This is a genomic window from Vibrio sp. 1CM7H, from assembly GCF_023161645.1.
Classification (GTDB): domain Bacteria; phylum Pseudomonadota; class Gammaproteobacteria; order Enterobacterales; family Vibrionaceae; genus Vibrio; species Vibrio diabolicus.
In genome coordinates, this window is sequence record NZ_JALNTV010000007.1 from 18,676 (window position 1) to 30,692 (window position 12,017).

At 45.5% G+C, this 12,017-nt stretch carries 10 protein-coding genes; 6 read left to right on the top strand and 4 right to left on the bottom strand.

Annotated features, from left to right (window positions below; translation table 11 throughout):
• Nucleotides 1-129: 129 nt before the first annotated feature.
• From ybeD to lipA, 3 genes are all read left to right on the top strand, one after another.
• A complete protein-coding gene (gene ybeD, locus MSG33_RS19270) occupies nucleotides 130-408 on the top strand; it encodes a DUF493 family protein YbeD (protein WP_005384135.1) in 279 nt (92 codons plus the stop codon).
• Between the two features lie 176 nt (nucleotides 409-584).
• Complete coding sequence (gene lipB / locus MSG33_RS19275) at nucleotides 585-1,247, top strand: lipoyl(octanoyl) transferase LipB (protein WP_005391320.1); 663 nt, start codon at nucleotides 585-587, stop codon at nucleotides 1,245-1,247.
• Nucleotides 1,244-2,209, top strand: coding sequence for a lipoyl synthase (lipA, locus tag MSG33_RS19280; protein ID WP_005391329.1), 966 nt, complete (start codon nucleotides 1,244-1,246; stop codon nucleotides 2,207-2,209). The genes lipB and lipA overlap by 4 nt, the downstream gene beginning before the upstream one ends.
• A 446-nt stretch (nucleotides 2,210-2,655) precedes the next feature.
• Here lipA and glyA read toward each other — a convergent pair whose 3' ends face one another.
• The gene (gene glyA / locus MSG33_RS19285; protein WP_005391333.1) at nucleotides 2,656-3,906 is read right to left on the bottom strand and encodes a serine hydroxymethyltransferase; all 1,251 of its coding nucleotides are present in this window, start codon (nucleotides 3,904-3,906) and stop codon (nucleotides 2,656-2,658) included.
• Between the two features lie 347 nt (nucleotides 3,907-4,253).
• On the opposite strand from glyA, the gene MSG33_RS19290 reads away from it, so the two are divergent.
• From MSG33_RS19290 to MSG33_RS19300, 3 genes are all read left to right on the top strand, one after another.
• A complete protein-coding gene (locus MSG33_RS19290) occupies nucleotides 4,254-4,856 on the top strand; it encodes a YitT family protein (RefSeq protein WP_031780204.1) in 603 nt (200 codons plus the stop codon).
• Nucleotides 4,857-4,946: 90 nt separating this feature from the next.
• Nucleotides 4,947-6,467 (top strand): winged helix-turn-helix domain-containing protein, encoded by a 1,521-nt coding sequence (locus tag MSG33_RS19295; protein WP_248381767.1) that lies wholly within the window; start codon nucleotides 4,947-4,949, stop codon nucleotides 6,465-6,467.
• A gap of 131 nt (nucleotides 6,468-6,598) precedes the next feature.
• Nucleotides 6,599-7,498, top strand: a complete 900-nt coding sequence (locus MSG33_RS19300; protein WP_248381769.1) for a hypothetical protein — start codon at nucleotides 6,599-6,601, stop codon at nucleotides 7,496-7,498.
• 101 nt (nucleotides 7,499-7,599) lie between these two features.
• Here the strand turns inward: MSG33_RS19300 and treC are convergent, their stop codons facing one another.
• The 3 genes from treC to treR form a co-directional block, all read right to left on the bottom strand.
• Complete coding sequence (gene treC / locus MSG33_RS19305; protein WP_248381770.1) at nucleotides 7,600-9,285, bottom strand: alpha,alpha-phosphotrehalase; 1,686 nt, start codon at nucleotides 9,283-9,285, stop codon at nucleotides 7,600-7,602.
• 87 nt (nucleotides 9,286-9,372) lie between these two features.
• On the bottom strand, nucleotides 9,373-10,797 hold the full coding sequence (gene treB, locus MSG33_RS19310; RefSeq protein ID WP_248381772.1) for a PTS trehalose transporter subunit IIBC: 1,425 nt from the start codon (nucleotides 10,795-10,797) through the stop codon (nucleotides 9,373-9,375).
• 176 nt (nucleotides 10,798-10,973) lie between these two features.
• Nucleotides 10,974-11,921 carry a trehalose operon repressor TreR gene (treR, locus tag MSG33_RS19315; RefSeq protein WP_248381774.1) on the bottom strand — a complete coding sequence of 316 codons (948 nt, stop codon included), beginning with the start codon at nucleotides 11,919-11,921 and terminating at the stop codon, nucleotides 10,974-10,976.
• Between the last annotated feature and the right edge of the window lie 96 nt (nucleotides 11,922-12,017).

Consider the following 12,017-nt stretch of genomic DNA (forward strand, 5'->3'; position numbering starts at 1 on the left):
AGAGTAGCAAACTTATTCGCAAAGCCGCCTGAAAGGGCGGCTTTTTAAGTTTGAGATCCTCGTCTTGAGTTCCCCCTAATTTGACTGTACTATTTCGCACCGCAACGAATATCTACTGGAGTTATCGATATGCTAACCATCAACTCTGATGCAAAATTAAAAGACCTGCTTGAGTTCCCTTGTTCATTTACTTACAAGGTAATGGGTCATGCAAAGCCTGAACTTCCAGAGCTTGTTCTTGAAGTTATTCAGCGCCATGCTCCAGGTGACTACAGCCCGACCGTTAAACCAAGTGCTAAGGGCAACTACCACTCGGTATCAATCAACATCACTGCAACGTCTATCGAGCAAGTTGAGACGCTATACAAAGAGTTAGGTGAAATTGACATCGTGCGCATGGTTCTATAATTTTTTGATAGATTAAATTTTTTTTGAAAGCAGCTTCGGCTGCTTTCTTTTTATTTATCAACCAGATAACAAAACTTTACATCGCTTTCAGTTAAAAATCTGTTACTCAGCGGTAGAGCATCAGGGTTATCCGGTTTATAATCCAAAAACTTTATATATTAGCAACAGGAATTCCCATGCAACACCAACTTGTTGTAAAACGACTTGGCCGCCAAGACTATGAGCCTGTATGGAAGGCGATGCATGAGTTCACCGACCAACGCACAGAAGAAACCCCTGATGAAGTCTGGTTGGTAGAACATAACCCAGTATTTACGCAAGGTCAGGCAGGTAAAGCTGAGCACCTTATTAACACTGGTGACATTCCTGTTGTACAAAGTGATCGCGGAGGCCAGGTTACGTATCATGGCCCTGGTCAGTTGGTCGCCTATTTCTTGATCAACTTACGCCGCAAAAAATTAGGTGTACGAGATCTCGTTACCACTATCGAGAACCTCGTGATCAACACGCTAAAAGCATACAATATCGATTCGGCCGCGCGACCTGACGCACCAGGCGTTTACGTTGACGGTAAAAAAATATGCTCTCTCGGTTTACGCATTCGTAAAGGATGCTCGTTTCATGGCTTAGCCTTGAACGTAAATATGGATTTAACACCGTTTCTGCGTATTAACCCTTGTGGTTATGAAGGTATGGAAATGGTTCAGGTCAGCCAATTTGGCGGCCCAGACAATGTAGAAGCCGTAGAAAAACAATTAATAGAAGAACTCGTTACTTTGCTCGACTATGAGCAAGTAGAATTCAGCACAGAAGCACCTTCTCAAGGTAATAAAGCATGAGCAAACCAATCCAGATGGAAAAAGGCGTTAAATATCGTGACGCCGATAAAATGGCATTGATTCCCGTAAAGAACATGCCTACAGAGCAGAAAGAAGTGCTACGTAAGCCTGATTGGATGAAGATCAAGCTACCAGCCGACAGCCAACGAATTCAAGACATCAAGGCGGCGATGCGCAAGAATAAACTTCACTCCGTATGTGAAGAAGCATCTTGCCCTAACCTAGCGGAATGTTTTAACCACGGTACAGCTACCTTCATGATCCTAGGTGCCATTTGTACTCGTCGTTGTCCTTTCTGTGACGTTGCTCATGGCCGCCCATTACCACCGGAAGCAGAAGAGCCTCAAAAACTGGCGAAAACCATCGCCGATATGAAGCTGAAATACGTAGTAATCACTTCTGTAGACCGTGACGATCTGCGTGATGGTGGTGCACAACACTTTGCCGATTGTAACCGCGAGATCCGTGCGTTGAACCCTCATATTAAGATTGAAACTCTGGTTCCTGACTTCCGTGGTCGTATGGACGTAGCGCTTGATCTAATGAAAGATAACCCGCCAGATGTCTTCAACCACAACCTAGAAACAGCGCCACGTCTTTACCGTAAAGCTCGCCCAGGTGCAAACTACAAGTGGTCGCTGGAGCTTCTTAAGAAGTTCAAAGAGCAGCATCCAGATGTACCGACCAAATCTGGTTTGATGATGGGTCTTGGTGAAACCAAAGAAGAAATCATCGAAGTACTGAAAGATCTACGCGCACACGGCGTAACGATGCTGACTCTAGGTCAGTACTTAGCGCCAAGCCGTCACCACTTGCCAGTAGAGCGTTACGTTCCGCCATCAGAGTTTGACGAGCTAAAAGAAGTTGCACTAGAGCTTGGCTTCACGCACGCAGCGTGTGGTCCATTTGTTCGCTCTTCTTACCATGCTGATATGCAGGCTCAAGGCATCGAGATTAAGTAAGCTCTCGTTTGTTTTCAAAAGAAAGGTTGGCTCAGTGCCAACCTTTTTTGTATCTGTCAAATGATGATAAAAAGCCATTCTACCTCCGTCATTCTGAACAGCGAGGAACGAGCGTGATTGAGAATCAGTTTCCAACGTACTGATGATTTTTTGGGAAACGCTGAGTAAAAGAGTATGCCTCAACAAGATTCCTGCTCTCGCCTAGGCTCGTCGGAATGACGCGGTTTGGATATATTGAAAGGGACAGTGTTGGTAGCCATCTCCTTATCACACACTCTTCGCTATATCTCATTCCAAACGCCAGACAAACAAAAAGGCCCTCAATTGAGGACCTTTAGTATATCAATGTTCAAAATAGATGAGTCGAGTTCTAGGAGAACACACGGAGTTTGCGCGAGCAAGTGAGTATGTTCGACACCGAAATTGACTCATTCTATGAAGAATAGTTAGGCGTAAACCGGTAGACGCTTACAAATTTCGAGCACTTTCTGTTTAGTCGCTTCGATAACTTCTTCGTTGCCGATGTTATCTAGAACGTCACACATCCAGTTTGCTAGCTCTTTTGCGTCTTCTTCAGTGAAGCCACGACGAGTGATCGCTGGCGTACCTACACGAATACCAGACGTTACGAATGGGCTGCGTGGGTCATTTGGTACCGAGTTTTTGTTCACTGTGATGTTTGCTGCACCTAGTGCCGCGTCTGCATCTTTACCAGTGATGTCTTTGTCGATCAGGTCCACAAGGAACAAGTGGTTTTCTGTGCCGTTAGATACGATTTTGTAGCCACGCTCTTGGAATTGACCAACCATTGCTTTTGCGTTTTTCACTACGCGAGCTTGGTAAGCTTTGAACTCTGGCTCCATCGCTTCTTTGAACGCTACTGCTTTACCAGCGATAACGTGCATTAGAGGGCCACCTTGACCACCAGGGAACACTGCTGAGTTCAATTTCTTGTACATATCTTCGCCAGCATTTGACAAGATAAGACCACCGCGAGGACCTGCTAGTGTTTTGTGCGTCGTTGTTGTTACCACGTGAGCGTGTGGAACAGGTGTTGGGTATTCGCCTGCTGCGATAAGACCCGCTACGTGCGCCATATCAACGAAAAGGTAAGCATCTACTTTGTCAGCGATTTCACGCATGCGCTTCCAATCAACGATTTGCGAGTAAGCAGAGAAACCACCGATGATCATCTTAGGCTTGTGCTCAAGCGCTAGCTGTTCCATCTCGTCGTAGTTGATTTGACCCGCTTCATCGATACCGTAAGGGATAACGTTGTAGTGCTTACCAGAGAAGTTTACTGGAGAACCGTGAGTCAGGTGACCACCGTGTGCTAGGCTCATGCCTAGAACTGTATCGCCTGGGTTAAGAAGCGCCATGTAAACCGCGCTGTTTGCTTGAGAACCTGAGTGAGGCTGTACGTTCGCGTATTCACAACCGAACAGTTTACATGCACGGTCGATAGCAAGTTGTTCCGCTTTATCTACGTACTCACAACCGCCGTAGTAACGCTTGCCTGGGTAGCCTTCAGCGTATTTGTTCGTTAGCTGAGAACCTTGCGCCTCCATTACACGTGGGCTTGTGTAGTTTTCAGAAGCGATAAGTTCAATGTGTTCTTCCTGGCGAAGAGTTTCTTCCTGGATAGCTGCGAACAGTTCCGCATCGTAATCTGCGATGTTCATATCACGCTTAAGCATCTGTATCTCCTGACTCAGATTAGTACTGAAAGTTGCAAAAAAACTGTTGAATGACCCTACGCAAACGTTTTCGTCACCCTAATGGCGCGCATTCTACATAATTTGATCTGGGTCATAAAGAGAAATTTATAATTTTTCTCATGCAGTTTTTTCATGATGGCAAGCAATCTGTATCACGCCCGCATTGCAATTGCATAACGACGATCTATTGCCTGTCAATTTTGTGCTTTACACCCTGTAAAACAGCAATTACATAGGTTTACCGTAAATTTTACCCTCTAGCTACCGAAAAGATCATCTTTTTACTACTATGCACGCCTTATTTATCACTAATGACTGCAACATTGATGGAAAAACACTCATTAAAAGAAGACTGGATAGCGATTCTCACGGGTACCTTTTTGGTAGCTCAAGGCGTTTTCTTTCTCCAATCCGCAAACCTCCTAACAGGGGGGACGACAGGATTGGCTCTGCTCATTAGCCAATTTACACCTTTTACGTTTGGTGTGCTGTACTTTTTAGCAAACAGTCCCTTTTACTTGCTAGCATGGAAACGCTTCGGCCGTCATTTCGCCATTAATAGTGCCATTTCTGGCGCTTTGGTTTCTATCTTTGCCGATCATCTTTATTTGCTAATCTCGCTCGAATCGGTAAATGAAGTTTATTGTGCCGTCGCAGGTGGGCTTTTAATGGGACTCGGTATGCTGATCTTGTTCCGACATCGCTCCAGCTTAGGTGGCTTTAACGTGCTGTGTTTATTTATTCAGGATAAATTTGGCATTTCAGTTGGCAAAAGCCAAATGGCAATCGATGCGTGCATTCTGTTTGCGTCATTCTTCTTTGTTACTCCAGAAGTAATTGGTCTTTCGATTTTGGGCGCGTTTGCACTGAATGTCGTGTTAGCGATGAACCACAAGCCTCATCGCTATTCCGTGACCTACGGTTCATAAACTTTTGATGGTAATTGGAGCGCAATTTATAAGATTTCGCGCTCCAATCGCTATATAATATTTCGCCATTTCCAAATAACGCGGTGCGGTATGCGCGATTTTTTGCAACAAGCCAAACAAACTCACAGTTGTATTGCGATTGGCGAGTTGGTCTATAATCCGAAGACACAAACTCTTCATCAAGACACTGTCGCGATTGATCTCGAACCTCGTACCATTGAGTTATTAGAGCTGCTGCTAACAAGCGTGGGACATCCGCTCTCTGCCGATACCATTATCGAAACCATTTGGCAGAGCAAATTCATCTCTAAGAATGTACTCACTAACCGCATTAGCACCTTACGTGCGCTGCTACAACAGCATCTCCCCGAGTACGATGCGACTAAGCTCTTGGTCACTTATCCTCGCAAAGGTTACTTTCTAAACCCAGCGAATATCCGTTTAGTGCCACCAGCGAAAAACCATCGACGCGTTATCACAGCTCAAGTTACGAACCGTAAGAACATAAAGTTGATTTTTGCTTATAGCTTATGTGCCGTACTTACGGTTTGTAGCGTGACGCTCGCAAGCTTGTTATGGCAACGCCAAGAGATTTCAACGCAACAAACACGTCATCAGTTACTTATCCCCAAAGTCGAACTGCTGCTCAACCGTGTCGATGCGATTGGCTCCCAAGCAAGAAAGTATCGCATACTGGTCAAAGCCATCTTGCTGCAACAACAGGTCGAATATCCATACACCGACATCGCCAACCAAGACGCTCCCAGTTACTTTCTTGATCCTATCGGTCATACGCCGTATTTCCCTGGCGCGCGAAACATGCAGACCAGTGATTACGAACTCAACATAGAGTTAAAAGACGGCGCAGAGCAAGGCACCTTGAAAGCTCAGATGAACCTTATTTATCCTGCGACAGGGAAACTGGCGTTTCGCAACGAATACACACTGCGATTATCCGACCTACAATCGGATATATTCCAAATTCACTCAGATGTCGCGCAGTACTTCAACTTGCCTGCACCTTCAGCCAGTACATGGCAACTGTCAGACGTTCACCAAAAAATGCTGTTTGAGAATGTCTTTTCTAACCAACCTCTCCAACAAGCTGATGAGTTTGCAGCTATCACAACCGCAAGGCATCTCGCTTTGTACGAGCAAGAACCTCAAAAGCTGGAGGCGTATTTGACGCAAGTGCAGTCGTCGTTCGATGTTTTGCCAGATGAGCTAAGCCTCTGGTTGGGCGTATTACATTTCAAACTAGGTAACCTAGACCGAGCAAAAGTTCTGCTGACCACTCCAGATGGCGACTCTCGTATTCAAAACGCGCTGATTTATACGTTTGTGTCTCACATCGCTTATAAACAAAACAAACTTGAACAGTTCCGTCTCAACTACATGGAATCACTGGTGGCACTGCTGCGCGTTTTACCCTCCGAGACATTATTTGAACGTCTTTCTCAATCAGAATCGAAAGAAACTTGCCTTCAACCATGGAAAACGTTGCATGTTAGTTTGACCGATCAAGAAATTATCAGCCGATGGAAAGCGCTCATCAATGAGTATTGCACCAACGTAGCTAACGAAATAAGCCCAAATAAAACAAAGACCTAAATATAAAATTAAGCTTTCGTTAAGCGCTATTAGCTTTTGTTTTTTGCCCTTTTTATCTCACTGAACTTAGCATGCTCGCATTCAAGCAACGGCCCAACATGAAGCGGCCTTATCAATCAGGAATGTAAACCATGCTAAACAAAATGACGCTTATCGCATCAGCAACTCTGGCTCTTTACGGCTGTGGCGGAGGTTCGTCTTCTGGCAGTGCTAATCCAAACAAAGTGCCTCAAGAAAGTTTCGACATCGCGATTCAAAACTCCATTTTCGCTCCCGAGACAAACACACAACTTAGCTACTCGTTTAGCTTGGATGGCCAATCTGAAGGTGACATGAAGCTGAGCTTCCAAGCGATGGATAACGAGCAAATATTGGCAGCATTGGCACAAATCCCAAACAGCGAGGCAATCATCCAGCTGGTTAATGACTTGGTGAACTACGGCGCCAAACAGTTCTACTATTCTGACGAACAGTACAACGACGATGAAGAGGGCAATACGCTTTATTTTGCAGGCTCTGATGGCGCACTTCATGAAGTCACCGACGCTTATTCCATTAACCAGCAGTTTGTTGCCATGCTGATGCACAGCAGCCCTATTTTCCGTCTCAACGGTGACGACGTAAAAGAGAAAAGCCCGAACATTGATATCGGTGAAGAGACCATATCTCTGCAAACCACTCTAACAGGCTACGCAGTTCACAACCTACTAGACAGTTTTGAAGATCATGAGTGGGTGCAAAACCTGCCAATGACAGCATCTTGCCAAGTGGTTTGGCAGCAGCAAATCCGAGAGACTGGCGTACGTAAAACGTTCTCAATTTCAAGCAAGAAAATTGAAGCGGCGTACCTGACGGAAGAGAATACTTACAACCTAAACTGCGATGATATGGACTCAATGGAGTTCGCCACTTCGGCAGAACGTTGGTTTAACCCGAGCTTAGGTCTGATTGAGCAAATCGAACTGCTAAAAGTACAACAAGTACAAGTCAATGAAGAGAAAGTGCTGCTAACAGCAATTGAAACAAAATAAGCCTGTACTCCACAAGTATCTCGCATCTCAATAAAAAAGGCTTTGGGGAGCGCACCAAAGCCTTTATCTCGAACATCAATCTTAGGGGGTGACACCCGAGTTTATTCTTCTATCAATAAAATACGAGTTTCGTAAGGTCGTAATACTTGATGGTTTGACGCGACTGCACTCGCTGAGTTTTGATAGTTAGATAGCAAGTTTTTCGCTTTACTCATATCAAAACGTTCTGGCAGAACGCATTCCACCTCTTCAGCGTAGTAGTTGTTGATACACAGCAGCGTTTGTTTGTCGTTCTGGCGAGCGTAAGCAAAAATGCGCTGATGCTCTGGCAATAAATCTTCATAACGGCCATCGGTGATCACCGGAACCTGTTTACGTAGCTCAATCAAACGTTTGTAGAAATAGAACACCGAGTTTAAATCAGCAACCGCAGCTTCTGCGTTGATTTCAGAGTAGTTCTGCGCCACTTCAAGCCACGGTGTGCCTTCGGTAAAACCGGCGTGCTTTTGGCTGTTCCATTGCATTGGCGTACGTGAGTTATCACGCGACTTCTGCGCCAAAATCGCCATCATCTCCTCGTGTGATACGCCATCACGGTTGACCATGATGTCGTACATGTTGGTGCTTTCTACGTCGCGGTACTGGCTGATCTCAGTGTAACCTGGGTTGGTCATACCAATCTCTTCACCTTGGTAAACATAAGGTGTGCCTTGCATCATGTGTACAGACGCCGCCAGCATCTTGGCAGATTCAACGCGGTATTGTTTATCATCGCCTAAGCGGCTTACCACACGAGGTTGATCGTGGTTACACCAGAACAGCGCGCCCCACCCTTTGCCATTTAAGCCCGTTTGCCAATGGTTGAAGATCTGCTTTAACTGAATGAAATCAAATGGCGCTTTGGTCCATTTTTCACCATTCGGATAATCGACTTTCAGATGATGAAAGTTGAACACCATGGATAACTCTTTGCCGTCTAGCGAAGAATATTGCTGGCAGTGATCTAGCGTGGTCGAAGACATTTCTCCCACCGTCACGCTGCCGTACTTTTGAAACACGGCTTCGCTGATTTCTTGCAGATATTCATGCACGCGAGGACCATCAGTATAGAAACGACGGCCATCGCCAATATCATCGCTTGGGAAGTCTTGCTGTTTAGAAATCAGATTGATGACATCAAGACGGAAACCATCCACGCCTTTGTCTGCCCAGAAGCTGATGACTTCTTTGACTTCTTCACGCACCACTGGGTTTTCCCAGTTCAAATCCGCCTGCTCTTTAGCAAAAAGGTGCAAGTAGTACTGCCCTGTCGCTTCATCCAATTCCCAAGCATTGCCTCCAAACTTCGATTGCCAGTTGTTGGGCTCTGCGCAATCAACCGGATCTTTCCAGATGTAGTAATCACGGTAAGGGCTGTTTTTGTCCCCTAACGCCGATTGGAACCACTTGTGTTCTGTCGAAGTATGGTTGACCACGATGTCCATGATGATTCGAATGCCCAACTGATGAGCCTCTGCCAACAGGGTATCGAAATCTTGCATCGTGCCGAACTCGGGGTTGATCGAGTAGTAATCGGAGATGTCATAACCGTTGTCGATCATTGGCGATTGGTAAACCGGCGTCAGCCAAATCGCATCCACACCAAGGTGCTTAAGATAATCCAGTTTAGAAATGATCCCTTTAATATCGCCCGTGCCTTTACTGCCGCTGTCACAAAAGCTTTTTGGGTAAATTTGATAGATGGTTGCGGTTTTCCACCAGCTCTCATCATGCTTGGTCATAGCCATTTCTAACACTCACTTACCAGTAATCGGAAACTTAAAATTTGAAAAGAAAAATAGGGGGAGGCAGCCAAGTCACTGCCTCAAATTGAATTACGCGTTTGCCGCCTCAAGCTCATCTTTCGCTTGTGCACGCTTATAAAGAAGTAACGTTAATGCAGCGGGTACCACCATCGCGACCAACATCGCCAGAGCAAAGATGCCCCAGAACTGCGGCTGGATAGATAAGATGCCCGGCAAGCCGCCCACACCGATACCGTTCGCCATGACGCCCGCACTACCACAGATAGCAGCAGCACATGCACTACCGATCATCGCACTCAACATTGGGAACTTGTATTTCAAGTTGATGCCGTACATCGCCGGCTCTGTTACGCCAAGGTAGGCAGAAATCGCTGCTGGCACTGAGATTTCACGCTCATCCTGCTTTTTACTGATGATAATGATGCCAACCACTGCCGATGCTTGAGCAATGTTCGATAGTGCAATCAAAGGCCAAATTGGCGTACCGCCCAATTCTTGCATCAACTGCAAGTCAACGGCGTTGGTTGTGTGGTGGATACCTGTGATCACAAGTGGCGCGTATAAGAAGCCGAAGATGGTTGAACCAATCATCGCAAAGTCACCCGTCATGGCTGCTTTTGCTGCGAATGCTACGCCGTCACCCAACATACGACCGAATGGGCCAATGATAGAGTGCGCAAGAATCACAGACACAATGATAGAAACAAACGGTACTACTACTAGGTAAAGGTAAGACGGAATGATGCGTTTTAAGCGTGTTTCAATAAACGCCAGAGCCATACCAGCAAGCATTGCTGGAATCACTTGCGCCTGATAGCCCACTTTCTCGATGGCGAATAAGCCAAAGTCCCACACTTCAGGTACTTGCTTACCAATTAGGTAAGCGTTCATTAACTGCGGCGAAACCAATGTCACACCAAGCGTGATACCCAGAATCGGAGTACCGCCGAGCTTTTTCACTGTCGACCAACACACGCCAACCGGTAGGAAGAAGAAGATCGCCTCACCAATCAGCCATAAGAAAGAGTGTACCGTTGCCCAAAACTGGCTGATTTCCGTTAGCGTTTGACCATCAAACATCTTGATGTCGCCAATCACATTACGGAAACCAAGGATCAGACCACCAGTGATGATCGCTGGTAGCAGTGGTACAAAGATTTCTGCAAGGTGGGAAATACCACGCTCAACGATATTCATGTTTTGACGAGCAGCGTTCTTCGCTTCGTCTTTGCTGGCTTCACTTTTACCCGTCAGTCCGATCAGTACCTTGTAAACTTCATCCACTTCAGTACCGATAACCACTTGGAACTGGCCTGCATTGGTAAAACAGCCCTTCACCATCGGTAATGCTTCTAACTGTTTCGTATCTGCTTTGTCCGTATCATTTAGAACAAAACGCAAGCGAGTTAAACAGTGACTTACACTGGCAATATTGTCCGGCCCCCCGACCAGCTCAATAAGACGCTCCACGTCTTTACGCGCAATCTTACTCATAACTTTGTCCACCCTGTATTGGATACATTCGATTCATCATTTTGTTTTTATAAATGGGAACATTCCCATTTCTTAATTTTAATATTGCCATTCGAAGACAAAAAACAAAATGGGAACAGTCCCATTAATTGAGAATGATCACAGTATAATTTTAGAGCAGATCGTTTTAGTGTGGATTAACAAACGATAGGCTGTTGAGTAAAGTGAACCACTTCTTCATCGCCATTTAATTGATTAATCAGCATTTTAGCGGACTTTTCACCCGCAAGGGTATAACCAGGATCGACACTAAATACTTTAGGGAAAAGGAAAGAAAGCAACTCGTTACCACCCACGCCTGTCACGACCACGTCTTCACGACCTAACTCTTGAAGACGCTTGATTACGCCCAATGCAATGGTATCGCTGGCACACACAATGGCTTGCGTGTCTGCTTTCAGAACGTGGTCCACCAACTGATAAGCACTTTCATGGCTAAGCTTACCGGTTTGGAAGCAAGGCGTAAGTTGCTTGCGTTTACACCACGATTTATAAGCATTTAGACGAGCTAAGCCAGTGGTTTTGTCTTCAGGATCAACACCAATATAAGCAATGCGAGATAAAGATTGCTGCTCAAGGTGAGACAAAGCCATGTCTATCACGCCTTGGTTATCATAATTGATGGAAGAGACGTTATCGGTATCCATCGCAATCACCACAATGCGATTGCCCCACTCGGCTAAGGCTTGCTCATCGCATCCAGTAAACCCAAATACAATCACGCCATCCACATTGCGACGCTTAAGCACACTCAAGTGCTCATTGGTTTTGTCTCGGTCAAACTGACTCTCCATGATCACCGCATCATAACCAGCGGAATACAATGCATTGAGCATTGTACCAACGGCGCGATTTTCTGATGGTGAGTCTAGACGGGAGATGATAACACCAATAACTTTTTGGCTACCGCCACGCATTGATTGCGCAGATTTGGACGGTACATAACCAGATTCACGAATGATTTGCTCTACTTTCTCTCGCGTTTGAGGTTTCACTTTTGGATCGTTGGTAAGCACACGGCTTACTGTTGATTTGCCAACGCCTGCCAATTTCGCGATATCAAGAATGGTGAGTTTTTTGCTCATAAGTGATCAAACTAGAATGGATGAATGCTTAGGTGACTGAACTTTAACAGTAATAAGAGAAAAGGGAAGCAAACGCTTCCCTTAAATATGCGAATT

What these genes read in the sequence shown, in the direction of transcription:
- MSG33_RS19300 (WP_248381769.1), top strand. Translation starts at nt 6,599, where the DNA reads ATGCTAAACAAAATGACGCTTATCGCATCAGCAACTCTGGCTCTTTAC.
- lipB (WP_005391320.1), top strand. Translation starts at nt 585, where the DNA reads ATGCAACACCAACTTGTTGTAAAACGACTTGGCCGCCAAGACTATGAG.
- treB (WP_248381772.1), bottom strand. Translation starts at nt 10,797, where the DNA reads ATGAGTAAGATTGCGCGTAAAGACGTGGAGCGTCTTATTGAGCTGGTC.
- lipA (WP_005391329.1), top strand. Translation starts at nt 1,244, where the DNA reads ATGAGCAAACCAATCCAGATGGAAAAAGGCGTTAAATATCGTGACGCC.
- glyA (WP_005391333.1), bottom strand. Translation starts at nt 3,906, where the DNA reads ATGCTTAAGCGTGATATGAACATCGCAGATTACGATGCGGAACTGTTC.
- MSG33_RS19290 (WP_031780204.1), top strand. Translation starts at nt 4,254, where the DNA reads ATGGAAAAACACTCATTAAAAGAAGACTGGATAGCGATTCTCACGGGT.
- treR (WP_248381774.1), bottom strand. Translation starts at nt 11,921, where the DNA reads ATGAGCAAAAAACTCACCATTCTTGATATCGCGAAATTGGCAGGCGTT.
- MSG33_RS19295 (WP_248381767.1), top strand. Translation starts at nt 4,947, where the DNA reads ATGCGCGATTTTTTGCAACAAGCCAAACAAACTCACAGTTGTATTGCG.
- treC (WP_248381770.1), bottom strand. Translation starts at nt 9,285, where the DNA reads ATGGCTATGACCAAGCATGATGAGAGCTGGTGGAAAACCGCAACCATC.
- ybeD (WP_005384135.1), top strand. Translation starts at nt 130, where the DNA reads ATGCTAACCATCAACTCTGATGCAAAATTAAAAGACCTGCTTGAGTTC.